The organism is Micromonospora sp. SL4-19 (assembly GCF_047921475.1).
GTDB lineage: Bacteria > Actinomycetota > Actinomycetes > Mycobacteriales > Micromonosporaceae > Micromonospora.
The window spans coordinates 65,374-88,110 of record NZ_JBLROB010000009.1; the positions used below are offsets into that span (position 1 = coordinate 65,374).

The 22,737-nt window shown below is 71.5% G+C and carries 25 protein-coding genes, 2 tRNA genes and 1 pseudogene; 19 read left to right on the top strand and 9 right to left on the bottom strand.

Annotated features, from left to right (window positions below):
- Positions 1 to 3: 3 nt before the first annotated feature.
- Together ACNAVT_RS14770 and ACNAVT_RS14775 are read right to left on the bottom strand one after the other, a co-directional pair.
- Entirely contained in the window at positions 4 to 2,622 is a 2,619-nt protein-coding gene (locus ACNAVT_RS14770; protein WP_416296577.1) for a fibronectin type III domain-containing protein, read from the bottom strand.
- Positions 2,623 to 2,770: 148 nt separating this feature from the next.
- Positions 2,771 to 5,209, bottom strand: a complete 2,439-nt coding sequence (locus tag ACNAVT_RS14775; protein ID WP_416296579.1) for a tetratricopeptide repeat protein — start codon at positions 5,207 to 5,209, stop codon at positions 2,771 to 2,773.
- A gap of 234 nt (positions 5,210 to 5,443) precedes the next feature.
- On the opposite strand from ACNAVT_RS14775, the gene ACNAVT_RS14780 reads away from it, so the two are divergent.
- The 4 genes from ACNAVT_RS14780 (at position 5,444) to ACNAVT_RS14795 (ending at position 8,312) form a co-directional block, all read left to right on the top strand.
- A tRNA-Leu gene (locus ACNAVT_RS14780) sits at positions 5,444 to 5,527 on the top strand.
- A gap of 256 nt (positions 5,528 to 5,783) precedes the next feature.
- Entirely contained in the window at positions 5,784 to 6,995 is a 1,212-nt protein-coding gene (locus ACNAVT_RS14785) for a tyrosine-type recombinase/integrase (RefSeq protein ID WP_416296581.1), read from the top strand.
- A gap of 220 nt (positions 6,996 to 7,215) precedes the next feature.
- Positions 7,216 to 7,563: a hypothetical protein gene (locus ACNAVT_RS14790; protein WP_416296583.1), complete on the top strand. Its 348-nt coding sequence runs from the start codon at positions 7,216 to 7,218 to the stop codon at positions 7,561 to 7,563.
- 155 nt (positions 7,564 to 7,718) lie between these two features.
- A complete protein-coding gene (locus tag ACNAVT_RS14795; protein ID WP_416296584.1) occupies positions 7,719 to 8,312 on the top strand; it encodes a hypothetical protein in 594 nt (197 codons plus the stop codon).
- A 409-nt stretch (positions 8,313 to 8,721) separates the two neighbouring features.
- On the opposite strand, the gene ACNAVT_RS14800 is transcribed toward ACNAVT_RS14795, so the two are convergent.
- The 3 genes from ACNAVT_RS14800 to ACNAVT_RS14810 all read right to left on the bottom strand — a co-directional run bounded on the left by ACNAVT_RS14800 (position 8,722) and on the right by ACNAVT_RS14810 (position 10,082).
- On the bottom strand, positions 8,722 to 8,943 hold the full coding sequence (locus ACNAVT_RS14800; protein WP_416296586.1) for a hypothetical protein: 222 nt from the start codon (positions 8,941 to 8,943) through the stop codon (positions 8,722 to 8,724).
- The gene (locus ACNAVT_RS14805; protein ID WP_416296588.1) at positions 8,909 to 9,589 is read right to left on the bottom strand and encodes a hypothetical protein; all 681 of its coding nucleotides are present in this window, start codon (positions 9,587 to 9,589) and stop codon (positions 8,909 to 8,911) included. The genes ACNAVT_RS14800 and ACNAVT_RS14805 overlap by 35 nt, the downstream gene beginning before the upstream one ends.
- A 310-nt stretch (positions 9,590 to 9,899) precedes the next feature.
- Complete coding sequence (locus ACNAVT_RS14810) at positions 9,900 to 10,082, bottom strand: helix-turn-helix domain-containing protein (RefSeq protein ID WP_416296590.1); 183 nt, start codon at positions 10,080 to 10,082, stop codon at positions 9,900 to 9,902.
- A 169-nt stretch (positions 10,083 to 10,251) separates the two neighbouring features.
- Between ACNAVT_RS14810 and ACNAVT_RS14815 the strand changes: the two genes are divergently transcribed.
- The 12 genes from ACNAVT_RS14815 (at position 10,252) to ACNAVT_RS14870 (ending at position 18,911) form a co-directional block, all read left to right on the top strand.
- Positions 10,252 to 10,324: transfer RNA gene (locus ACNAVT_RS14815), tRNA-Gly, on the top strand.
- 25 nt (positions 10,325 to 10,349) lie between these two features.
- Positions 10,350 to 11,702 (top strand): hypothetical protein, encoded by a 1,353-nt coding sequence (locus ACNAVT_RS14820; RefSeq protein ID WP_416296592.1) that lies wholly within the window; start codon positions 10,350 to 10,352, stop codon positions 11,700 to 11,702.
- The gene (locus ACNAVT_RS14825) at positions 11,699 to 12,157 is read left to right on the top strand and encodes a hypothetical protein (protein WP_416296594.1); all 459 of its coding nucleotides are present in this window, start codon (positions 11,699 to 11,701) and stop codon (positions 12,155 to 12,157) included. Before ACNAVT_RS14820 ends, ACNAVT_RS14825 begins: the two co-directional genes overlap by 4 nt.
- Entirely contained in the window at positions 12,154 to 13,074 is a 921-nt protein-coding gene (locus tag ACNAVT_RS14830) for a ParB N-terminal domain-containing protein (RefSeq protein ID WP_416296596.1), read from the top strand. The genes ACNAVT_RS14825 and ACNAVT_RS14830 overlap by 4 nt, the downstream gene beginning before the upstream one ends.
- Positions 13,075 to 13,258: 184 nt before the next feature.
- Complete coding sequence (locus tag ACNAVT_RS14835) at positions 13,259 to 13,549, top strand: hypothetical protein (RefSeq protein WP_416296598.1); 291 nt, start codon at positions 13,259 to 13,261, stop codon at positions 13,547 to 13,549.
- A 56-nt stretch (positions 13,550 to 13,605) separates the two neighbouring features.
- The gene (locus tag ACNAVT_RS14840; RefSeq protein ID WP_416296599.1) at positions 13,606 to 14,220 is read left to right on the top strand and encodes a hypothetical protein; all 615 of its coding nucleotides are present in this window, start codon (positions 13,606 to 13,608) and stop codon (positions 14,218 to 14,220) included.
- A complete protein-coding gene (locus ACNAVT_RS14845) occupies positions 14,198 to 14,353 on the top strand; it encodes a hypothetical protein (RefSeq protein WP_416296601.1) in 156 nt (51 codons plus the stop codon). Before ACNAVT_RS14840 ends, ACNAVT_RS14845 begins: the two co-directional genes overlap by 23 nt.
- A complete protein-coding gene (locus ACNAVT_RS14850) occupies positions 14,335 to 14,736 on the top strand; it encodes a hypothetical protein (RefSeq protein WP_416296603.1) in 402 nt (133 codons plus the stop codon). Before ACNAVT_RS14845 ends, ACNAVT_RS14850 begins: the two co-directional genes overlap by 19 nt.
- Before the next feature lie 3 nt (positions 14,737 to 14,739).
- A complete protein-coding gene (locus ACNAVT_RS14855; protein ID WP_416296605.1) occupies positions 14,740 to 16,134 on the top strand; it encodes a terminase large subunit domain-containing protein in 1,395 nt (464 codons plus the stop codon).
- 88 nt (positions 16,135 to 16,222) lie between these two features.
- Positions 16,223 to 17,857, top strand: a complete 1,635-nt coding sequence (locus tag ACNAVT_RS14860; RefSeq protein WP_416296607.1) for a ParB/RepB/Spo0J family partition protein — start codon at positions 16,223 to 16,225, stop codon at positions 17,855 to 17,857.
- Positions 17,854 to 18,606 carry a hypothetical protein gene (locus tag ACNAVT_RS14865; RefSeq protein ID WP_416296609.1) on the top strand — a complete coding sequence of 251 codons (753 nt, stop codon included), beginning with the start codon at positions 17,854 to 17,856 and terminating at the stop codon, positions 18,604 to 18,606. The genes ACNAVT_RS14860 and ACNAVT_RS14865 overlap by 4 nt, the downstream gene beginning before the upstream one ends.
- An 11-nt stretch (positions 18,607 to 18,617) precedes the next feature.
- Positions 18,618 to 18,911, top strand: coding sequence for a hypothetical protein (locus ACNAVT_RS14870; protein WP_416296611.1), 294 nt, complete (start codon positions 18,618 to 18,620; stop codon positions 18,909 to 18,911).
- A gap of 58 nt (positions 18,912 to 18,969) precedes the next feature.
- On the opposite strand, the gene ACNAVT_RS14875 is transcribed toward ACNAVT_RS14870, so the two are convergent.
- Both ACNAVT_RS14875 and ACNAVT_RS14880 read right to left on the bottom strand, forming a co-directional pair.
- On the bottom strand, positions 18,970 to 19,347 hold the full coding sequence (locus ACNAVT_RS14875; RefSeq protein ID WP_416296612.1) for a hypothetical protein: 378 nt from the start codon (positions 19,345 to 19,347) through the stop codon (positions 18,970 to 18,972).
- A 64-nt stretch (positions 19,348 to 19,411) separates the two neighbouring features.
- A complete protein-coding gene (locus ACNAVT_RS14880) occupies positions 19,412 to 20,626 on the bottom strand; it encodes a hypothetical protein (RefSeq protein ID WP_416296614.1) in 1,215 nt (404 codons plus the stop codon).
- Positions 20,627 to 21,185: 559 nt separating this feature from the next.
- Here ACNAVT_RS14880 and ACNAVT_RS14885 point away from each other — a divergent pair.
- Positions 21,186 to 21,665, top strand: a complete 480-nt coding sequence (locus ACNAVT_RS14885) for an ATP-binding protein (protein WP_416296616.1) — start codon at positions 21,186 to 21,188, stop codon at positions 21,663 to 21,665.
- Positions 21,662 to 21,997, top strand: coding sequence for an STAS domain-containing protein (locus ACNAVT_RS14890; protein WP_416296618.1), 336 nt, complete (start codon positions 21,662 to 21,664; stop codon positions 21,995 to 21,997). The genes ACNAVT_RS14885 and ACNAVT_RS14890 overlap by 4 nt, the downstream gene beginning before the upstream one ends.
- Positions 21,998 to 22,004: 7 nt before the next feature.
- On the opposite strand, the pseudogene ACNAVT_RS14895 reads toward ACNAVT_RS14890, so the two are convergent.
- A pseudogene (locus ACNAVT_RS14895) lies at positions 22,005 to 22,091 on the bottom strand (transposase); the annotation flags it as partial.
- 178 nt (positions 22,092 to 22,269) lie between these two features.
- On the opposite strand from ACNAVT_RS14895, the gene ACNAVT_RS14900 reads away from it, so the two are divergent.
- Positions 22,270 to 22,476 carry a hypothetical protein gene (locus tag ACNAVT_RS14900; RefSeq protein ID WP_416296620.1) on the top strand — a complete coding sequence of 69 codons (207 nt, stop codon included), beginning with the start codon at positions 22,270 to 22,272 and terminating at the stop codon, positions 22,474 to 22,476.
- A gap of 1 nt (position 22,477) precedes the next feature.
- On the opposite strand, the gene ACNAVT_RS14905 is transcribed toward ACNAVT_RS14900, so the two are convergent.
- Positions 22,478 to 22,669, bottom strand: a complete 192-nt coding sequence (locus ACNAVT_RS14905; RefSeq protein ID WP_416296622.1) for a hypothetical protein — start codon at positions 22,667 to 22,669, stop codon at positions 22,478 to 22,480.
- Positions 22,670 to 22,737 lie beyond the last annotated feature (68 nt).

Genomic DNA, 22,737 nt, shown 5'->3' on the forward strand with positions numbered 1-22,737 from the left:
CGGTCAGCAGGTGGGCAGGAGGTTGATGTTGTCGCCACCCTCCAGGTTCAGCCAGGCCCACGGGATGTAGTTCTTGCCCTTGTAGTCCACCTGCACCCACCAGGTGCTCTGCTTCTGGTTGTTGTAGATCCAGGAGTCGACGTTGTCGCCCTGCTTCTTGCAGTAGGTTCGCAGCCGGGTGCCGTCGGGCACCCAGCCGGCCTGCCGGCTGTCCACCTGCTGGGTGATCTCGAAGATCTCGTTGCCGTTGCGGCCGGGCACGTCGGCGTTGCAGTAGGTGCGCTGGTCACCGGAGGGCCCGTTCTTGCAGGTCGCGATGCCGTAGAGCGGGTCGGTGTTCTGCGCGCGGGTCGCGGTGTTCTTGCCGGCCGCGTTGGTCGCGGTCACCGTCACCGTGTACGCGGTGCCCGGCGTCAGGCCGGTCACCCGCAGGCTGGAGCAGCTGCCGCTGGCGTTCTGCCCGCCGGTGGCGGCCGTGCAGGTGGCGTTGCCGCCGCCGGCGTCCACGGTGAACGACACGGTCACCGAGGTGGCGTCGGCCGACGAGCCGGTCACTGTGATCCGGGGCGCGGCCACCGTACGCGCGGTCTTGGTGGCCTCCGCGCCGGGACCGGCCTCGTTGACCGCCTTCACCTTCACCGTGACGTTCTGTCCGTTGCCGAGGCCGCCGACCGTGGTCTGCACGTCGGTCACCTCGCTGGTCTTCCCGCCGACGTCCACCAGGTACTTGGTGACCGGGCGGCCGTTGTCCACCGCCGGTGCCCACTGCACGAAGATGGTGCCGGGCTTGTCGGCCACGGTGGACGCCTGCAGCTCGGTCGGCGCGTCCGGGGCGGTGAACGGCACCACCGTTTCGCTCACGGGGGAGGCCGTCGAGCCGGCGCCCTTGTCGCTCACCGAGACCACGGTGAACGCGTACTGGGTGCCGTACTCCAGCTGACCGGCCGGGATCACCAGCTCCGTCTTGGTGGAGTCGCCGACCGGAGCGCTGGCGCCGGCCGAGGTGGCGGTCACCGCGTACTTCGCGATCGTGTTGCCCTGCCCGTTGGCCTCGGGCCACTTCACCAGCACCGTGCCGTCGGGTCGGGCCTCGGCGGTGACGCTGGCCGGCGGGTCTGGCACCTCGGCGGTCGGGGTGACCGGGTTGCTCTTGCGGGCCGGCCCGTCGCCCTTGGCGTTGACCGCGTGCACCTCGAACCGGTACGTCTCGCCGTTGGTCAGCCCGGTGATCTCCAGGGCGCGCTGGTTCGCGCCCACCTCGTGGCGCTGCCCGGCGCCTACCACCACGTACTTGGTGATCTCGGCGCCGTTCGCGGCGGCCGGCCGCCAGCTGATGCGCGCCGACGCGTTACCCGCGGAGGCGGTGACGGCGCGCGGTGCGCCCGGCTTGCCCACCTTCGGCTTCTTCGGCGGGGGCGGCGGCGGGGGAGCCGGCGGCGGGTCGCCGCCGAGCACGTCGTTGGCGTACTTGTTGACCTCGCGGACCTGGTTCTTGTCGTCCACCACCTGGGCGGTGGAGGAGTTCGGCGGGTTGATGAACAGGTGGTTCTCGCGGACCTCCAGCTCCATCGGGCCGGGCCGCCCGGGGCCCTTGATGGTGTCCACGAGCTGTCCGTTCGCGTCGAACGAGTAGACCTTGCCGGTGCTTTCGTCGGCGCAGTAGAAGCGGCCGGCCCAGGCGACCGCGGGAGTCAGCCGGTCACCCGCGCCGGGGACGGTGAACTGCCGCACCTCGCCGCCGTCGCGGACCACGTGCACCTTCCGCTCGCCGGTCACGGTGACCGGCACCTGCGGGCCGCTGGTGCGCGGCGGCAGGCTGCCCGGGGCGGTCATGGTCAGCTTGGCCCGCTGCGTCCGGCCGCCCTGCACGGTCACCAGCGACGTGGAGGTGCGGTCCAGCACCGCCACCCCGGCATCCAGCGTGGACACCACCAGCTCGTGGCTCGGCTCCGCGACCTCGTACGTCTCGACCTGCTTCGGGCTCAGCCCCGCCGGGGGTGCCGCCCCCGGCGTGTCCGGCAGGTCGGCGGCGGTGACCGCCGAGACCGTGCCCTCGCTCGGAATCGCGACCCACAGCCGGCCAGCGCCGTCGAACGCCCCGCCGGTGATGCCCGGCGGGTAGTGCACCGGCTCGCCCACCGGGGTCAGCGAGCGCGGGTCGAGCTGGCGGACGATGCCCTGCACCGCGTCGACGACGAACGCGGAGTCCTCGTGCAGCGCCACGTTCACCCCGAGGCCCGGGGTGGTCGGGGTGGTGGCGATGATCTGAAGGGTGGCCAGGTCCAGCGAGCTGACCTGGCCGGTGTTCAGATCACGCAGGATCAGCAGCCGGTCGGTCTGGGCGACCTGCATCTGGTGGCGGCGCGCCCCGGGAACCTCCATCCGGGTGTCCACCCGCGCGGTGACCCCGTTGACCCGGGCCATCTCGCTGCGGGTGGTGCTCCACAACCAGGAGGAGGCGTCGTAGTTGGCGACCGCGTTGTCGGCCGCACCCAACCCGAGCACGGTCAACCCCATCGCGGCCAGCAGCGCGGCCACTGTGCCGATGGTGACCAGCCCGCCCCGCATCCTGCGGGAACGGGGTTGTGCTCCGGTGCTTGTGACGTCCTCGATGGTGGCCACAGCCGGCTGCCTCCCCGTGTCGGTGGGGGAGGCGCGCGTCAGGCCGACCCTCCCCAGAGCCGGGAGCCATCATAGGGGCCGGCCGACGGCCGGGAAACCCGCACCGTCCTGCTGTGGACACCCAGCGTGTCGCGGGTGGCCGCTCGGGTCAGCGGGTCGCCGTACCAGCCTTGCGGTCGGTGCAGACCTGGCCCGAGGTGGCGAACGTGTCCGTCGAGTAGACCGCCAACACCGTGAAGCAGTAGTCCACCTTGGTGCTCAAGCCGGTCACGGTGTAGTGGGTCTCCCCGGCGTCCACCTTGCCCGTGACGCGCAGCTCTTTCCCCGCGCGGCCAGCGGCCACCATGAACGGCGCACCACCGTCGGTCGGGTCGGTCCAGGTGACCGTGATCGTGGTCCCGTCGTCCTGCAGCCGCAGGTCACCGGGGGGAGGGCCGCTCACCTTCGGCTGCGCCGCGGTCGGGCCCGGCGCGGGCGGGGGCGCCGGGTCGCGGTTGAGCAGCACCGCGCCAACGCCGGCCACGGCCGCCACCGCGACCACCGCGACACCGGCCACCACGGCCACCACCGTCCGGTTACGCCCGCGCGACTCGGGCTCCTCGGCCACCGGGTACGCGGGCGGCTGGTGGAACGGCGCCGGCACCGCCGGCCAGACCCCCTGATCGGGGTACGGCGCCGGGTCCGGGTGGGTCGGCTCCGGGAACTCGAGCAGCTCGTCGTAGACCGGCAACGGCCGGGGCGTCCCGTCATCGGTCTCCGGCGCCGCCGGGTCCGGGTGACCCGGGTCGAGCTGGTCGTCCTCGTCCGCGGACGGCCCCGGCTCCTGATGCGGGTCGGCCGGCCGGTCCAGCGGCTGCGGCGGCGCCGCGCTGCTCCACGGCGGGGCGGTCAACCCCCACGGCGGCGCAGGTGATGCGCTGACCGGCGTCGCAGCGGGCGGCCCGCTCACCGGCGGCGGCGCGACCGGCGGGTGCGCCTGGTACGTGGGCGTCGGCGGTCCGCTGATCGGTGGTACCGACGCAGGTGGGCCGGGTGGGGGGACAACGTGCGGACCACTCATCGGCGGAGTGCTCACGGGCGTGCTCGTGGTCGGACCGCTGAACGGCGGGCTGCTCACCAGTGGGCCACTGACCGGTGCGGTGCGGACGGGCGGTGCACTGACCGGTGGGCTGCTCGCCGGCGGCGAGCTGGCCGGTGACGCGCTCACTGGTGCAGCTACGGGTGGCACGGTCATGGGCAGAGCGCTCGTCGGCGCAGTGGCGGCGGGTGGCCCGGCGGCCGTTTCGCTGGGGGTGGAGCCGCCCAGCGGGCCACCGGCCTGCGGCGCGCTGACCGGCGGGGCGGTCGGGGTGGCGGCTGCGGCCGAGGTGGCGGCGGCTCGTTCCGCTTCTTCCCGGAGTAGCGGCCCGATCTGCTGCACCTGGATGGTCGGCTTGTCCCAGCCTGGTGCGGACGTCGCCGGTGGATCGTTCGAGCCGCGGCCCGAGCCGGACGTCTCTTCCCGGCTGGGCATGGCCGGTTGGTGGGTCGTCTGCTGTGGCGGTCCGACTGGACTCGCCGGGGGTGCTGCCGGCGGCACCGGGGTGGCTGCGGAGAACGGTGGCCCGGAGGTTGGCGCGGCGTCCGGACCCGCCGGTGCGGTGGGCACCGGAATCGACGGTGGTGGAGGCAGCGGACCGGATGCCGGCGGTGCGGAGGCGGGTGCCGGAGTCCGCGGCTGCGGTGGCGCCGACGTGGGGGCCGGCGGTACCGGCGCGGGCGGCGTGACGACCGGCGGCGAAGCAGGGACGGCCGAGGTAGGCGGCTGGATGACCGGAGGCGGTGGCAGCGGCGTCGAGGCCGGAGCCATGCCGGACGGCGCCGCTCTGGGGACCATCGGCGGTGGGGGCAGCGGTGTGCCTGGACCGGCGACGGGGGGTGCCCAGGGTGATGGTCGCGCGGGCCCCGGGACTGGTCCGGTCTGCGGCGCCCACTGGGCGCCGGGTGCCCCGGCGTGCGGAGGAGCCGGCGTTACCGGGCCCGGCGGTACGGGACGGGGTGCCGCAGTGACATCGGGCGCCGGCGGGGCGGCCGGCGGTTGGTGCGGAGCCGCCATGGCCGGCAGCGACATGGTCGGCCCGGACAGGGCCGCCGGGTCGTGCTGCGGGCCGGCAGCGGCGGCGGAGCCGCCGAGGTACTGGTGGGCCGTGCGTACCGCGGGGTGGTCCGGACCGAGGACCGCCGGCCCGGCGCCGGCCACGCGGGCGTAGTTGCGGCGGGCCTCGTGCCGGTTGCCGAGTTCCTCCGCCACCTGCGCCAGATCGAAGCTGAGTGCGAGCATCAGCGGATCGGCGTCGCCGCGGCGTCGCTCGCCGGCCGCGTACGCCTCCTCCAGGACCCGCCGGGCGGCGGCCGGGTCGTCGGCCTCCCGATGCAGGCGGGCGAGGAGGTGGCCCGTGGTCAGCACGTCGGGGTGGTCCTCCCCGTACGCCGGTCGGGCCGTCCTGATCGCGTCGGTGAGCAGGCGGCGGGCGGTGGCCAGATCACCCGCGGAGCGCAGGGCGAGGGCCTGGTGTTGCGCGGCGGTCAGGGGGGAGGGGTGGGACACGTGAGCAATGCTGCCCGGAATCGACGGCCGGACGCTACCCGGCCCGCCCGATCCAGCACCCGGCTTCGTGATGTGCCCTTTCATCTCGGGTCGCTGACCTGCGGAAACGTGGCCCGAGGGCGGCGATGTGCATGATCCATCTGGGCCGTGTACAGTAATGCCCCGTGCGGCCCACCGGGGCGGCCGAACCGGCGAGAAGATCGCCGCGGCCGACAGGGTAGGCTGGACGAGTAGGTCCGGGTGGCGGAATGGCAGACGCGCTAGCTTGAGGTGCTAGTGCCCGTATAGGGCGTGGGGGTTCAAGTCCCCCCTCGGACACGATCTTGAGAACCAACGTAACAGGCCGCTGAGCTGGAAGAATCCAGCAAGGCGGCCTTCGTCGTTTCCGGGGCGTACCCCGCGCCGGGAACATCTCGGGAACATGGGCTCCCGAGCGATCATCAACAGCGGGATCAAGCCCGGCATTGCGTCGGGCTCGCCGCGACGGTTACGGTCCCACCGTTTCGCATATAGGTGCGACGGACGGCGGGCCCGGGACGACGGCCAGGCCGCCTGTTCACGTGGAGGACAGCGAGTGGCGACCATCGAGAAGAGGCCATACCAGGGCGGCAAGGAGATCCGCTGGCGGGTGAAGTGGCGGACCGGCGGCAGCGGCCCGTGGGACGGCCGGCAGTTCGACCGCAACGGCGACGCGAAGCGCTTCAAGGCGCTCGTGGAGGCCAACGGGCACACGATGCCGCCGCCGGAGCAGCTGGTCGAGCACGGGCTCAGCTATCTGCTGCCGGCCGGCGTCGCCGCGCCTGCACCAGAGTCCGCCGAGGAGAAGCTGACGTTCCGGGCGTATGCCGAGCAGTGGGTGGGCCAGCTGGTGAAGCCGCACCCGGAGACGGTGCGCAAGTACCGGGAGCGGATGGAGAAGCATGTCTTCCCGCGGCTGGGTGACCGGCCGATCGCCGAGATCACCCGGCGGGAGATGCGCGAGTGGCAGCAGGGCCTGCGCGACGCCGGTCTGTCGGCGAAGACGATCGCCAACATCCGGGGCGAGAGCGTGGTGCCGATCTTCAAGGCGGCGTGCCGGCCCGGCGAGGACGAGGAACCGGCCGTGCGGACGTACAACCCGATGGACGGGTTGCCGCTGCCGGAGGGCCCGCGCGCCGAGCGGGACATCCTGGAGAGCCCCGACGAGGCCCGGCTGTTCCTCGAGGCGGCGTACCAGGTCGACCCGGAGGCCGCGGACCTGCTGTTGTGCAAGCTTGCGACGGGGCTGCGCTGGGGTGAGGTGAGCGCGCTGCCGCCCCGGGCGGTGCACGTCGCCCGCAGCACGGTGTCCATCGTGCAGGTCCTGCGGAAGGTGAACCGGCGGTGGGTCGTCGAGCCCAAGCCGAAGACGAAGCAGGGCTACCGGGAGGTGCCGCTGCCAGCGTCGGTGATGCGGATGGTCGCGGAGCGGGTGGCGAAGCCGGGTCGGGAGTTCGTGTTCGTCGCGCCGCGCGGCAACCACTGGCGGTACGAGGACTTCTACACGGACCGGTGGGTGAAGATCCGCGACCTGGCCCGCGAGAAGGGCCTGCCGCGCCGGATGACAATGCACGGGCTGCGGCACTCGCTGCTGACCCTGCTGGCAACGGAGGGCGTCGACTTGGCGGCGCTGCGGACGATGGCTGGGCACGCAAGCGTGACCACCACGATGAACGTCTACGTGCACGCGACACGTCGGCATCACGAGCCGGTCCGCCGAATCGTCGGCGGTTTCCTACCGAACGCCATCCCGGCGAGCGAGGCTTAGCCCCTGGCCACATAGCCTTTCGCCGGGCAACCAGAGCGCCGACCAGCGGATACGCCGGTCGGTGCTCTGCTTTGCGGCCCAGGATCGTGTCTGTCCGGTCTGGCCCTCGTTGTCTCCGGATCCCGCCGAAGGCAGCCCCTTGTCGCACCCTGGATTGCACGGCGGTCTGCCGGCGTCTGGGCGACTCGTCGGGGTTGATCAGGTGCACCATCATTGCCTCATGACTCTCGGCATGTGGCTGTCGCTGGCCGGCGGCATCTTCCAACTCATCGCCATCGGTATCGCCACCGTCTCCGCCGTGCTGGCGTATCAGAAGGTTCGGGCGCGCGTTCGGATCATCCGGGAGTCTTCGGAACGCCATAGGGACGACCCGGAGAAGGCGGCCGAATACCGCCGCGGCCGGGGCGTTGAGCCCGACATGACCTGGGGTTACGTTCCGTTCGTGCGGACCCTGATCACCGAGGCAATCAGTCGCTCGGCCGCGCGGAGCGCACTGGCTACCGTCTTCTTCCTGGCCGCCGGTGTCGTTCTGAGCACCGCTGCCAGCCTCGTGGACACGAACTCATAGCCGGATGATGGAGGCGTGCCTAGCAGCTTGGGCGGACCTCTGAGGAGGTCGGGGTTCGGGGCAGAGCCCGGAGGTCTTCGAGGTCCTGGAATCCGTCAGCGTGGCCGGCCAACTTGGCCGATGCCGGCCCCCCATCCAGGTCGTACCTTCGATGGATGGGGACCTTCGAAGAGCGGATTGCCGCCGCCCGTGCCGTCAACGCCGCCAAGCGGGATGCAGAAGCTGAGGCCCGGTCACAGGCCGCTAACCAGGTCGTCGCAGCTCGGACGAAGGCGTTGGAGATCAAGCCAGCGGTCGAGGAAGCGATTGCTGCGGTTGCTGCGCTCCCACTCGATGCTCCGTACAGGCTGACAGAGTGGGACTGGACGTACCGTCGTCGTGGTGCAGTGTTGGAGGTACAGGGCAGGTACGCCGTCTGTCTCATGGAGAAGTTCAAAAGACCGAGATTCGGCAAGACCGGGACGGTAACGCCAACCGGCTGGTCGTTCGGGCTCCACAACTGGTTGACCTCGTTGAGCGTCGCGGTCCCGAAGCACGGGACGTCCACGTTTTCTGTCAGAACTCCGGTGCTGATGGCACCCCCAGCTCCGGAATACAGCCTTGATGAGCTGTGCGACCTCGGGCTCATTCGCTGGAACGCCGGGACTTTCAAAGACTCCTCCTGGGAGGGCGGCACGATGCTCCTCCACAAGTCGCTTGACACGTTCCTGGACGTCGCCGCCGAGCTAGTGGCAAAGCGTCGACAATGAAGACCACGATCCCACGTACCGGCCACAGCCTTGGGCTGCCGCGCGGGACGCGACGTTGGTGACTGACCTGACCGTTTACGACCTGCGGCACACCGATCAGACCCTCGCCGCGCAGACTGGCGCGCCCCTGGCCGACCTGACGAAGCGGTTGGGTCACTCGTCCAAGGCGGCGGCTCGTCGGTACCTGCACGCCGTGGACGGACGTGCCCGGGATATCGCCACGACTTTGTCGGAACCCGCTGCGCCCGGTGATGTCGCACCGCCCGGCACATCCCGAAGCGCGACTACGGGCGGCTAGTCCGGCCGAAGCGCGAGCCACCCCTATGCTCAGTCCGCAACGAGTCCGCAGCAGCACAAGCCGCGGCCCGGTCGAGCAGGCTAAGCCAGGACGGGCGAGATTCCCGGAGGATCACTTCACGATGGTGAGCGACAAGCTTCGCTCGGCGACCACCATGGACTCCTTGTCCTTCATCTGGATCTGCAGCGGGTACTTGCCCGGCTTCCGGATGCCCGCATAGAAAACAACGGTGGGTGCGTTCGGATCCACCGTGTACCTCTGGCAGTCACAGGTGTAATCGATCTTCCAGTCGAGGTTTTCAAGGTTCACCGAGGACAACTCCGGCAGATCCACCGCGACATACACAGTGGTAGCCCGGCCCTTTTTGATCGGCGCCTCGCATCTGGTTCCAGTTGTCCTTCATCTGGTTATAGGCGTAGGCACACGATACGTTCGCCAGCCGCTGAATGAGGTCATCCTTTTGGCGCTTCACGTCGAGGTAGTGCCATCCGATGGCGCCAGCGACGAGCAGGGCCAACACCAGAAAGAACGCCAGGGCTCCCCTGCCCCTGCCGCTCGAATGGGATGGCCCCGCCAGGGGAGGAGCCGGGAGATTGGCCGCCGCCAGCGAGCTGGGCGTCGAGCCGCTGCTCCGAGTCGTCTGCTCCTCGAAGCCCTCGGGCAGGATCAAACGAGGCGGCGTGTCGTCGGTCGCCGGAACTGCCTGATGACTATCAACGCCATGGTCCGCTGCGGCCGCTCTTTGCACGGCGGCGGCCTGCTGCCGTTGCCAGCTGTCGTATTCCGCTGCCCGGCGTCGTGCCCACTCTTCGGCCGCTTGCTCTCCGTGCCTCCGGCGCTGTTCCTCGAGCTCTTGCCAGGCCCTTTCGCGGCCGACGCCCTGACTGTAGGCACGAAGTGCTTCATCTGCTCGTCCGGTGTACGAATCCGGCGGTTGGCCTTCCCCCCAATACGGCGGCGGCGATCCATTGTAGGACATGCGATCTCCAAAAGGGGGTCGTTCGGCCGGCGCTAACCCCGGGGTTCTATACAAGTGAAGCTCAGTCGGGCAACGTGCGGTAGGTCGCATGCCCGACAGTTGCAGGGCAGGTGGATTGAGGAGCTGCCGCTCCTCGACAACGCTGCGCGGCGGTAGAGCCTGCCGGCCAAGCCGGCGACCCTCACGGGATCGCCGGGACCGGAGTATCCTAGGATGGCCTAGGGGTGGTGCGGGGGGCCTCCGGGCGCCGACATCGGGCCGGCGTGGCAACGACGAGCTGAGAAAGCGACCTCTCCGAAAGCCCCCACGATCAGCGGCGCGCCGCCAGCGCCGGACACACCTGGTAGGCGGCCGCCAGGTCCTCGTCCGTGAAGCGGACCTTGCGGCCGAGCCGGTGGCAGGGGACACGGCCCTTGGACACCCAGCGCCGGAGGGTGGTCTCCGCGATGCGTAGCTTCGCCGCGGCCTCGGCGTAGGTGTAGTCCCTGGCCACCTCGTCCTCCTCCTGCTCTCGGTCTGCCGGGTCACTGTAGACCATTGCGGCCCTATTGCTCTACGGTGAGCCACGTCGGGCTACGACACGAGCGGGAGCCAAAGCCCCGCTCGTTTGCGCCCGGATGTACGGCTACGATCCAACATTGCGCGTGCATGGCTCGCGCGGTGCGCTGGAAGTGCTGTTGGCTGGCACGCCGCCGTTCCACGGTGGAGGCCCAGGTTCGAGTCCTGGCTGGCGCTCGACGCCCGGCCACGGGGGAAGGTGGTGAGCGGCGTGTTCCACGGCAGCATCCCGGCTGACCTGCGCTCGATCATCTACGAGCACGCGGAGTCCTGGCCGGACACCGACCTGTACGTCGGCTGCTCGGGGAACTTCACGATCGAGCGGACGCTGCACAGCCGGCCGGGCGAGCGGCGCGCGATCCACGGCAACGACGTCCAGGCGTACAGCTCGGCGCTCGGCTGGTGGCTGGCCGGCCGGGACCTGGACTACCGGCTGAAGGACGAGCACCGCGAGGAGCTGGCCTGGCTGGAGCCGTACCTGGCCACGTCGACGGACACCCTGGCGACGCTGATGCTCGGCACCCGGTTCCTCCAGCACGTCGGCCGGCAGGGCGTCTACTACGAGCGGATGGTCCGCGCGACCGTCGGCCAGTTCCCGACGATGCACGCCAAGACGGTGGCGAAGCTGTCCGGGCTGACGCTGCGCCTGGCCGACTACTACTGCGGGGACGTGCGGGACTACCTACGCGACGTGGTGCCCCCCGACGCGCCGGTGGCCATGTTCCCGCCGTTCTACGCGGGCGACTACGAGCAGCAGTTCGCCGGCATCGACGAGTTCTTCGACTGGCCGGCGCCGAGCTACGAGCTGCTGGACGAGGACGGCAAGGAGGAGATCATCGGGGCGGTCCTCGACCGCCCGCACTGGATCCTCGGCCTGCACATCGCCCGCGACGAGCTTCGCCCCTGGCTGCGCGGCGTCGTGCAGACGTCCAACCGCGGCATGCCGATCTACGTGTACGCCAGCTCGGGCGCGCGGCGCGTGGTCGCGCCCGCCCAGCAGGTCGCGCCGATCCTGCTGCCGAAGATCGGGCCCGACGAGGACCTCGGCGACCGCATGGCGATCCACGTGCTGACCGGCGGCCAGTTCGCGGCCGTGCGGTCGCAGTTCATGAGCAAGACGATCCTGCCCGGGTCGCCGCTGCTCGCCTGCGGGGTGTCCGTCGACGGGAAGCTGATCGGCGCGTTCGCGTACCTGCCGCCGAAGTTCGACCCGAGCACCGCGTACCTGATGAGCGACTTCCCCGTGTCGTGGACCCGGTACCGACGGCTGGCGAAGCTGATCGTGATGGCGGCCGCCAGCCGCGAGGCGCAGCTGCTGTTGCAGCGGTCGCTGTCGAAGCGGCTGACCGGCTGGTCGACGACGGCGTTCACGGACCGGCCGAACTCGGCGAAGTACGGCCGGGGCATCCCCGGCGTGAAGCTGCAGAAGCGCAGCGAACCGGCCGCCGACGGCATCCACCGCTACCAGCTCCAGTACGGCGGCCCCCTGGGTGACTGGACCCTGCAAGAGGCGCTGGCGGAGTGGAAGCGCCGCCACGGGAAGGACGAGCGATGAGCGACCAGCAGAGCGGCGAGCCGCCGGCCGCCGAGCAGGCCGGCTGCCCGAAGACGCTGTGGGACGGCATGACGCCCTACCAGTGCGACAAGGGTGCGGAGAAGGGCGTGTGCCCGGACCACGGGCGGTTCCGGATGCCGCCGCCGTCGGCGGACCCGGACAAGCCGTGCCAGCACGTCGACATGCACCTGGACGCCGACGTGCAGCGGCTGACCGCCTCCGACGAGGACCCCACGGTGGTGGCGTACATCGTGGAGCTCTCGATCCGCTGCCTGGCGTGCCAGGAGCGGTTCCGTTGGTCGGGCGTGCCCGCCGGCCTGATGCCGAACCGGCCGGCGTGCTCGGCCGACGAGTTCGTGCTGCACGCGCCGATCCGACCGGCGAGCGCCGACCCGGACTTCGGCCTCGGCATCCCCGGCTTCGCGATCCAGTACCGCGAGGGAGGCGGGCGGTGAGCGACGTCGACGAGCTGCCCCTGGACCCGCGGCTGATGACCGTCCGGCCGCAGGACCTGACGCTGCTGGAGGTCAACGCGCGGTACATGCGCAAGGAGCAGTACGACCGCCTGGTGGCGAACATCAGGCGCGACGGCTGCCTGACGAGCGTGCCGCTGGTGTGGCACGACGTCGACGGCGACCGGAAGGTGGTGCTGTCCGGCAACCACCGGGTCACCGCCTCGATCGACGCGGGCCTCACCGAGATCACGGTGATGGTGGTGCAGCAGAAGCTGTCGCGTGCCCGACAGGTCGCGCTCCAGCTGTCGCACAACGCGATCGCCGGCGAGGACGACCCGGCCACGTTGAAGCACCTGTACGAGGAGCTGGACGACGTGGACTGGCGGGCCTACTCGGGCCTGGACGACAAGCAGCTCGACCTGCTCGCGCAGGTCGACCTGGAGGGCCTGTCCGAGGCGAACCTGGACTTCGCCACGGTGCAGCTGGTGTTCCTGCCGCACGAACTCGAGGCGGCCCGGACCAGCTTCGACGAGGCGCGGAAGCTCACCCAGGCGGACGCCCGCTGGCTCGCCGGGTACGGCGACTACGAGTCCACCCTGGACGCGCTCGCGACGGCCCACGGCGCCCACAACGTCGGCAACGTGGCCACCGCGCTCGGCCTCATCCTGGCGGTGTTCGAGCGGCACCTCGGCGAACTGCGCGACGGCGTGTGGCTCGACCCGGAGTCCGGCGAGCCGATCGGGCACGCGCACCGCCTGGTGCCGATCGAGACGGTGCTGGAGACGCGCTCGATGCCGGCCGACGCGGCGGCGGTGCTGCACCGCGCCGTGGACAAGCTGGTCCGCTCGGGCGAGGTGCCCGCCGACCAGCGGTGGCGGGCGCTGGAGCTGCTGGCCGCCGACTACCTGGCCGGGTGACCGGCGTGCGCGTGCCGTACGCCCTGACGATCGCCGCCGTGGTGGTCGTCGTCGGCGGCCTCGCGGCCGGCTGCATCGCGCACTGGCCCGGCTGACCCGGGCCCCTCGACCCCCCGGCCGGCAGCCCGCCGGCTGGCGATCCGGCCGCAGTCAGCGGCCGCGGCCCGACCCCTGGAGGAGAGAGATGACCGGACCCGCCCAGAGCGGCGAGGACCTGTACACCAGCCTCGACGAGCGCCAGCGGTACGAGCTGGACCGGCGGTGCGACCACCACCCGCCGAAGAACCTGGAGACGGCCGAGGCGCACGCCCGGTGGCGCGCGGCGATCAAGGTCGTGATGGCCGAAGCCATGCGCAGCCTGCCCGCCGGCCGGGAGACGTCGATGGTCCTCACCTCGCTGGACGACGCCCTGATGTACGGCAACGCGGCGATCGCCCGGCCGCCCATGAGCGGAGGACGCAAGGTCGGGCACTGACCGGGGACGGCCCGGCCTGACCAGGGCCGGGCCGCCCGCAGCTGGAGGAGGTGACCATGAGCGAGCCGGAGGTCTTGCCCTGGGACCGGCAGCGCGGCGAGCCCGAGAAGGCGTACGGGTACTTCACGCTGTACCGCAACCTGGGCCGCACCCGCACCGTCGCGAAGGTCGCCGAGCAGGTCCACAAATCCCGGGATTACCTCCACAAGCTGGCGACCCGATGGAAGTGGGTGCAGCGGGCGCAGGCGTGGGACCGGGAAGAGGACCGGCTGTACGCCGAGGGCCTGGCCGAGCAGCGGCGCGACATGGCCCGCCGGCATGCCCGGGTGGCGTCGGCGCTGCAGGCGAAGCTGGTCGCCCGCTTGCAGACCCTCGACGCGTCGAAGCTGACCCCCGGCGACGTGGCCCGCTGGCTGGAGGTGTCGACCCGCGTCGAGCGGCTGGCGCTGGGCCTGCCGGACTCCACGACAGCCCACACGGGTCCGGATGGCGGGCCGATCCGCGCCGAGGTCGAGCAGATGACCGAGCAGCAGCGCGCCGACTTCTTCCGCGCGCTGATGGCCGAGGCCGCCGCCCGCGCCGGCCAGGCCAACCCGACCGCCGGACCGGACGACCCGGGCGGCGACGACGAGGACGAGGAGGAGCCCGGTGGGGCGACGGAGCAAGGGTGACGGCGAGGTGTGGATCGCGGTGGAGCTGCGGGTGCCCCGTTGGGCGGCGTGGTGCGCCGCCGGCGGGCTGCTGCTGATGGGCGCGGCGGCCCTCGGCGGCGTGACCGTCGTGGCGTGGGCGGTCGCGCGGTGAGGCACGGCCCCCGCTCGCGCAGGCTGCTGCTTGACCACCGGGCGCCGGTCGCCGCCCGGCCGCCGTACCAGCCGGGCGGAGTGGTGCGCGGCTGGGCGGAGCTGGACGCGAAGCCCCCGCCGCCCGTCCGCCTCACCCCGCCGTCGCCGCGGCGGCTGACCCGGGTGCAGCAGCGGACGCTGCGGTTCCGCGCCTGGACGTGGCGGCTGCTGCTCGGCGCGTGGTTCGCGCTGATGGTGCTGGCGGTCTGGGCCGGGCTGCGGTGGGTCGGCCCGGCAGCCCTCGGCTGCCCGGCGCTGATGCTGGCGGCGCTGCTGGTGCTGGCCTGGGTCGCGGCCGTCGACCTACGCCAGCGCGAAGCCGAGATGCGGGCCGGGAGCTGAGCCGTGCTGCTGGCGTACCCGGACCCGGCCCTGATGACCGACGCCGAGCTGGCCGCGTACCTGCGCGAGGTGTCGGAGGTTCAGGGCCTCGTCCGGTACGACTGGCCGAGGCACGCCCGGCCGGAGCAGATGGAGCCGGCCTGGTACCGGATCTGGATGCTGCTCGCGGGCCGGGGCTTCGGCAAGACCCGCACCGGTGCCGAGACGGTGCGGAAGTGGGCCGGGGGGAAGCCGGGCGGGCACTACGCGGTGATCGCGAAGACGCACCGGGAGGTGTTCAACGTCTGCTTCACCGCCCGGCGTGCCGGCCTGCTGGCGGTGATCCCGCCGAAGCAGGTGCGGACGTTCAACAAGAGCGAGCCGTACCTGGAGCTGACGAACGGGGCGATCATCCGCGGGTTCGGCGCGCAGGACCCAGACGTGCTGCGCGGCTACGACTTCGACGGCTGCTGGCTCGACGAGTACGCGGCCTGGCCGATCCAGACGGCGCAGGGCGTGTTCGACATGCTGTGGTTCTGCATGCGCGAGGCGGCGAGCCCGCGCATGGTCATCTCCACCACCCCCAAGCCGCTGCCGCACGTGAAGAAGCTGCTGGCGCGGTCGAAGAAGCAGAAGGCGCGCAGCCGCCGGCCCCGGGTGGTCATCACCCGGGGCCGGACGCTCGACAACGCGGAGAACCTGTCGCCGGAGGCGCTGGAGGAGCTGCTGGAGCAGTACGGCGGCACCCGGCTGGGCCGGCAGGAGCTGGACGCCGAGCTGCTGTCCGACGTCGACGGCGCGCTGTGGAAGAACGCGTGGATCGAGGCCGGGCGGGTCGACTCCGACGACGTGCCGCCGCTGGTGCGCACGGTGGTGTCGGTCGACCCGGCGGACACGGTGTCGGAGACGAGCGACGAGACGGGCATCGTCGCGGTCGGCCGGGGTGAGGACGGCGAGCACTACGTGCTGGCGGACCGGAGCATGAAGATCGCCGGCATGGCGGCGGCCCGCCGGATCTGGCAGTGCTACCTGGACGTCGACGCGGACGTCGTGGTGTACGAGGGGTCGTCGGCGTGGCTGCGGGACATCCTGGTCGACGCGTGGGTGGCCATGCAGCGGGAGGACCTGCTGCCGGGCGGTGACCCGCCGCTGGACGTGGTGCAGGCCCGCCAGTCGAAGCGGGTGCGCGCCGAGCCGGTGGCCGCCCGCTACGAAGTCGACCCGCCGAGGGTGCACCACGTGGGGACGTTCTCGGCGCTGGAGGACCAGCTGACGACCTGGACGCCGGAGTCCGGCGACTCCCCGGACCGGCTGGACGCGCTGGTGCACGGCGTGACGTACCTGCGGTCGAAGGAGTCCCGGCGGGCGGTGGTGGCGTCGCCGCTGCGCGGCAAAACAGCAGGTCAGGGCGGGTTCTGATTGGACGGCAGATGATCTTGATTGATACAATGTTTATGTACGGCCTTCGCCGTACCTCCGTGTTCACGTGGAAGTGGAGAGACCGGAAGTGACAGCAGCAGTGAAGGCGCGACCCCGGGGCAAGAAGGCCCCGTATCTCGCGCAGATCGACCCGCGGGAGCTGGTCGCGCACCCGACTAACCTCCGCACCCAGCTCGGCGACCTGACCGAGCTGCGCGCCTCCATCGCCGCCAGCGGCGTTCTGCAGGCGCTGACCGTCGTCCCCGAGGACGGCGGCATGCGGATCATCGCCGGGCACCGCCGGGCAGCGGCCGCCGCCGAGGCGATCGAGGCCGGCGAGTGGCCGGACGGCACGCCGCACACCGTGCCGTGCCTGGTGCGGCCCGACATGGAAGGCATGGCCCCCTCCCAGGTCGTAGCCATGCTGATCGAGAACGACCAGCGCGCCGACCTCACCGAGTCGGAGCGGGCGGCCGGGTACGCGCAGCTGGAGCTGTTCGGCCTCGACGTCGCCGAGATCGCGCGGCGGACCGGCCGGACGCAGAAGCACGTCAACGCGGCGCTCAAGCTGACGAAGCTCGGCGAGGTGGCGACCGGCGCGGCCGACGCCGGCAAGCTGACGCTGGAGGACGTCGCCGAACTGGAGCAGTTCGAGGACGACCCGAAGGCGATGGAGCGGATCCTCAAAGGCGTCGAGAGCGGCTGGGGCGTCCGGCACCGCGTGCAGGAGGAGAAGCGCAAGCGCGACGACAAGTCGGCGACCGAGACGCTGACCGAGGAGCTGACCGAGGTCGGCGTCCGGGTGTTGAAGAAGCCGAAGGACTGGCCGTGGAACTGCGCGATGACCAAGGTCGAGGACCTGACCGACGCCGACGGCCAGCCGATCGACGTGGAGCAGGTCAAGTCGCTGGAGGGCTTCGGCGCGATCATCGAGGGCTCGTACGGGAACATGCGGGCCGTCATCGTGTGCGAGGACCCCGACGCCCACGGGTACAAGCGCACGAAGTGGACGCAGTACAAGAGCCCCGCGCAGAAGGTCGCCGAGGAGCTGGCGAAGCGGGAAGCCGAGGAGCGGCGGCAGAAGCTGCTGGACGCCGGTGAGGTGCGCCGCCGGTTCCTCGCCGAGAAGTGGGGCAGCGCCAAGGCGGCGAAGACGCTGCTGGTCGACGCGATGCGCGCCGCCGTGGTGATGCCGGGCTTCTACGACCGGGCCGAGGACGAGCTGGTCGCGGCCCTGGCGGGCGGTGACCCGCGCGACGGGCAGACCGCCGGGATCGACCGGCTGAACCGACTGTTGGTCGCCCGGTTCGTCGCCGCGCACGAGGCCAACACATCGACGGTGGCGGCCGGGCGGTACTCCAACCGGGAGCACCTGGTGCTGCCGTGGCTGGACCGCCTCGTCGCCGAGGGCTACGAGCTGTCGGAGGCCGAGAAGACCTGGCACGCCGAGCTGGTCGAGGAGGAGGCCGAGCGGCAGCGGGCAAGGGAGCAGGAAGAGGCCGAGGAAGCGCTGGAGTACGACGACGCCGAGGGCTACGTGGAGGACGCCGAGGGGGTGCCGCCGGTCGTGGACGTGCAGCTGCCGGAGGGCGACGCGGAGCCGGAGGCCGAGCCGGACGACGAGGCCGACGGCGACGGCGAGCCGCAGGCGCAGGCCGATCCCGACCCGTGCCCGGAGGCCGACCTCGACGCGGGCGAGCCCGACGCGAAGGGCGACGAGTGAGCCTGACCCCGACGGGTCAGCCGGCGGCGCGTACCGAGCTGGTGCGCGCCGCCGGCGCAGGCCCGACCGAGAGCATTGAGGAGCCGGAGCTGCTGCGCGGCACCTGCCCGGCATGCGAGGTGGCGATCGGCAAAGAGCACGCCGACGACTGCGATGTGGCCGAGTGCCTGGCCACCGGCCACAAGCGCATGTGGTGCCGGGCGCAGCCGGACACGGGCGGCCACGACTGCGGTCGCGCGGACTGGACCGGCCGGTGGCCGGGCCACGCGGAGGCCCGTGAGTTCGGCTGGCACGTGTGCTGGGACGTCGAGGCGCGGCGGTTCGTGCGCTGCGCCCCCGAGGTGGAGGGCTCCGGGCCGGACCTGTCCCGGCTGTACGAGCACGCGCGGTGGGACCAGCCTGCGCGGCGCTGGGTGCGGCGCCGGGCGGTGCTGTTCTCCCGGGCGGTGCGCGGCGGCCGGGCCACCATCGAGGAGCTGACGAAGCAGGCGCGGCGGTACTGCGCGGAGCAGGGCTACGAGGTGGTCGGCGAGCACGTCGGCACCCGCGGCTGGCGGGAAGCCGTCGCCGACGTCGCGGACGGGGCGGCGGACGTGGTGGTGGTGCCGTCGGTGGAGCGGCTGGGCTTCGGCAAACAGGTGTTCGAGCGGATCGCGGCGGTGCGCCGGGCGGGCGGCGACGTCGCCGGCCCCGGCGTGCGGATCGACGCCGACGGCAACGTCGTGGCCGGGAGCCACGAGGAGACGTGAGGGAGTTCCACATGGAGATCGGGGACCGGGCGATCCTGGGCTGCCCGCCGACGAACCTGAACGCGCTGCTGGAGGGCACCGGAGTGCCGGAGTACGCGCCGACCGTCGAGCACGCGCTGGCGACGTGCGAGAAGTGCGGGACGGGCGTGTGGATCGGGCCGCGTCAGCGGCAGGCGCGGGCGCTGCTCGGCGACGGCGCGGTGGTGCTGTGCATGGTGTGCGCCATGCAGGTGCAGCGGCAGCGCGGCGGCGGCGTCATCGGGCACCTCGGCGGCGGCGACGGCCGACCGCGGAAGCTGGGCTAGTCCGCTGAGCGGACCAGCGACGCGAGGCTAGTCCGCTCAACGGACCAACCAGGGCGGGTCACGGCGAGTCCATGGCCCGCCCCTTCGTGTCGCAGTCTGCGTCCACGGGCGGGTCCGCCAGCACGTCTGGGCAGCGGCGGCACCGCAGCACCAGGTGCCCGCCGCAGGAGCACGGCCACCAGTCACGCACGGGCCAGGTCGCCGACCCGCCCGAGTATGGGTGCCCGGCCCGGCAGAGCTGCGGCTCGTCGCCTACCAATTCGCGGACCTGGCGGTATGGGAAGGCGACCACGTGCGGGTCGGCGCGGGCCCGGTCGACCAGACGGCGCAGCCCGGCGGTGGAGTCGACGACGCGCTCCACCAGCGTCACGCCGGCGGGCGAGTTCTCGGCCCGGTCCCAGCGGATCGCGATGTGCCAGCGCGTGCGCCACTCCACGAGGGCAGACTACTCGTACAGATGTTCGAGCAGGCCGGAAACCTGCTCGGCGCGGCGCCGGTGGTCACCGGTAGCACCGCCAGGCGTATGGATCGCCAGGATTCGATGTTCGTGCGTAGGCGTCCGAACCGTACGTGTCGCGGCAGGCGACGTCCATGTCGACGGCGGAAACAGAGAGAAGCCTCGTACATTGCCATCTGCCGTCGTTGCGGGGCTCCGCGGAGCTCCCGCCAGCGTGCCGATCGCAGTATTCCTGAGCCATGTTCGCCACCCCGCCGTTGCTCGATGGCCCGACCAGGAGCGGACTCGCGCTTCGGGTTTGCGCCGGCGCGGCGCGTGTCGGGGGCGGCGCGGCGGGGCGGGTGACCGACGGTGCGACGCTGGGCGAACGGGTGACCTTCGGTGTGGTCTTGGGCGTGGCGGAGGAGCTGGGCGGGGTCGCGGAACTCGGCGGCGCCGTCGGCATCTCCGGGAGGGCAACCGGCTCCTCAGACGCCTCCGGCGGGACGGTGGCTATCACTAGCGGCAGCGCGCCTTCCGGCGGCCCGCCCGACCCCCAGGTAAACGCCATGGCGCAGGCCAGCGCCCCCACCGCGAGCCCGCCGACCCCGATCAGCCAGCGCCGCCGACCGGCCGGCCGCGGGCGGGCACCAAGCTCCAGGGGGTGCAGCACCTGGGTCGGAGCGTCGTCGACCGCCTCGGGATCCTGCTGGGCGGACCCGCCGTAGCGGTACTCGTTGAGGCCGCCGTAATCGTCGTGCGGGAGATGCTCCTCTTGGGCGTAGCCCACGTCCGGTGGGAGGTATGTGTCCTGCAGCCCGACATACGCGTCCTCGCGCACCGGACCGGCATCCCTCGGTCCGTACGGCGCCTCGGCCCGCCGTTCCTCCCACGAGGCCTGCTCGTGCTCGTCGTACCGGTAGGTCTGGTCGGACTCGTAGCCCGCCGGCGCGGGTTCTGCCACCCGGTCGGACCCCCGGAACGCGTACTCGTCCTGACCGTAGGCCCCGTCGTACTGCTCGTATTCCTCGTACTGCTGGTCCGGCCGGTGTCTTGCGTGCCGCGCTTCGCGCTCCGTGTCCTCGGGCTGGTACGACTCCTCGTACGGGTCCGACACGTCCTCGCGCCACTGCGGCGCGGCGGCCTCCGACCACTCGTCGTACGTGTCGGAGTCGCTTGCTGCCGGCCGCGACAGGTCAGCGATCCAGCTGTCAATTTCACTTGGGTCGTCGTCTTGGGCAGCCCCATCGGCGGGGCGAGCAGTCGATCTCTCGGCCACGGTCGCCGGCCTCCTCTGAACGCACAGGTGCGGACAGCTAGACGACCTTACTCACCATCAGCCAAAAGTCCACCCAGCTCATCGGACGAACAGACAACAGACCTCGGGTGCCGGCCGCGCGTTGCTGGATCAAGTTGCCAGGTCCGAGTGATCGTCGAATCGGACCGCGCGCTGCCCTGAGCTGGCCGAATTCATGCGCGCCTTGCAGTGCTCGCGGAGCAGATCCGACGCCATCAGCCGCGCGGATAGACAGCAGCGCGGATAGACAACTGTCTGCTCGATCCGAGCTGGCCGGGTGGCGAATGCCGGCGGCTGCTCGCCGCGCGGAAGGCCCCGTTCTGGGGGGGAACGGGGCCTTCCTGTGCGCCATATGGGAACCCCGGGGGTCGAGGGGCATACCCGCGCCGGATGGTGGTCGCGCACTCCGACCTCCCAAACCGGTCACTGGCGCATCGGGGGAACATACCAGGCAGGATTCGCGGCACCTGCAGAAGCGGCGCCGGTTAAGCCAGGCTGCGGCAGGCCATGAAGCGGTCGCAACGACGCCCCATCGCATGCGGTGGTCATCCACCGCATGTACGGTGCGCAGGTGAGCTGGCGTGGCCCCGTTGGGGCCGGTGGGGGCGATCCGGACGATGTCCGGGGCGTGACTCTGTTGTCGGAGTCGATCACCGAGGTGGCGGTGACGCGGCTGCGGCACGCCGTCGCCGCGTCTGCCGGCGCGGCCGGTCTCGCCGGTGACGGGTTGGAAGACTTCGTCCTGGCCGTGCACGAGCTGGTCACCAATGTCGTGCGCCATGGCGGCGGCAGCGGACGCCTCCGCCTGCTGTGCGACGCCGTATCCCTGTCCTGCCAGGTCATAGACCACGGTCCTGGAACAGAGGATGTTCCGATCGCGTTGCCGCGCCCTGGAACCCCGGGCCACCGGGGTCTGTGGCTGGCCCAGCAGCTCACCGACAGCCTGGTTATCGACAGCGGGCCGCACGGGACGACAGCAACCGTCACCGCCCGCCTCCCCGGGCTACAGTCGAGCGGATGAGGCTCGGCGTGGAACAGACGTGGCAGTCGGAGACAACAGTGAGCGACGGCACCGCCGTCGTGGCGCTGTTCGGCGAACTCGACATCGCCGCAAGCAGCCCCCTGGGGGACGTCCTGCAGGCGGCGATCGCCAGCGCGCCCCGCGTCCACGTCGACCTGGCGCGGGTCAGCTTCATCGACTCCACCGTGCTGAACACGTTCGTCAACGCCCACGGCCGTGCCACCGACAGGGGCGTCAGCCTCGCCCTGGTCAATCCCACCGGCCATGTCCAGCGTGTGCTGTCGATGACCGGGATCCTGCCAATGCTCGCCAAGCCCGACTCCAGCGACTAGTTCCTCGTCATGCAGCCTTGACCGGGTAATCCGGGTGGCGGATCTTGGATCCGGTGGCGAATGCGGTTTTCGGTTTCGCGCGCTGGTTGCGCCAGCATCCGCCCGGTCGATGGTCGACCAGAAGACCTCGGCTGACACCTGGCGGGATCTCATGGAGGCAATCCGGCGAGAGTCCAACCACCGACGGACTCACTAGTCCTGCACCGACCGCGGGTCGGGCCCTTGACCGGCTGCGCACACTGGACGTAGGCAGCTCACATGCGGAGGTCGAGATGCGGTGGCTCATCCTTCTGATCATCATCGCGGCGGCCGTGGCTGCGGCCGGACTGTGGCGCCGCAGCCGGCGGACCCCCGTCGACGGCCGTCAGGTGCGTGACCTGCAGGCGTCGGCCGAGGCCCGCCGCCGGCTCGACGACCACCGGAACCGGACGGACGGCAGCAACATCGACAGCCGCGGCGTGGGCGGCGGGAGTCTCTGACCTAACCGGCCGGTCGCTGGCGGTTGGCGCTCAACGGCAGGCATCTGCCCGGACGTGCAGACCGCACCAGGGCGGCCAGTCGGCTGCCCACACCCGCCACCCGCCGGTGGTCGATGTCCGGGGCCGGCTGGCCCTGGGCGGACATCAGCACCACGATCGCCGGCCGTAGCTTGGCGCAGATGCGGGAGAGCATGTCCGGTGAGGATGACCCGCTGGGAATCAGCAAGGCAATCAGGGTCGCCACATCAGCGACAGCCCCGG

Bases quoted from the DNA above. Each gene is read 5' to 3' on its own strand.
- ACNAVT_RS14790 (WP_416296583.1), top strand. From the start codon at position 7,216: ATGACTCTCGGCATGTGGCTGTCGCTGGCCGGCGGCATCTTCCAACTC.
- ACNAVT_RS14795 (WP_416296584.1), top strand. From the start codon at position 7,719: ATGGGGACCTTCGAAGAGCGGATTGCCGCCGCCCGTGCCGTCAACGCC.
- ACNAVT_RS14805 (WP_416296588.1), bottom strand. From the start codon at position 9,589: ATGTCCTACAATGGATCGCCGCCGCCGTATTGGGGGGAAGGCCAACCG.
- ACNAVT_RS14825 (WP_416296594.1), top strand. From the start codon at position 11,699: ATGAGCGACCAGCAGAGCGGCGAGCCGCCGGCCGCCGAGCAGGCCGGC.
- ACNAVT_RS14835 (WP_416296598.1), top strand. From the start codon at position 13,259: ATGACCGGACCCGCCCAGAGCGGCGAGGACCTGTACACCAGCCTCGAC.
- ACNAVT_RS14840 (WP_416296599.1), top strand. From the start codon at position 13,606: ATGAGCGAGCCGGAGGTCTTGCCCTGGGACCGGCAGCGCGGCGAGCCC.
- ACNAVT_RS14870 (WP_416296611.1), top strand. From the start codon at position 18,618: ATGGAGATCGGGGACCGGGCGATCCTGGGCTGCCCGCCGACGAACCTG.
- ACNAVT_RS14890 (WP_416296618.1), top strand. From the start codon at position 21,662: ATGAGGCTCGGCGTGGAACAGACGTGGCAGTCGGAGACAACAGTGAGC.
- ACNAVT_RS14900 (WP_416296620.1), top strand. From the start codon at position 22,270: ATGCGGTGGCTCATCCTTCTGATCATCATCGCGGCGGCCGTGGCTGCG.
- ACNAVT_RS14905 (WP_416296622.1), bottom strand. From the start codon at position 22,669: ATGCTCTCCCGCATCTGCGCCAAGCTACGGCCGGCGATCGTGGTGCTG.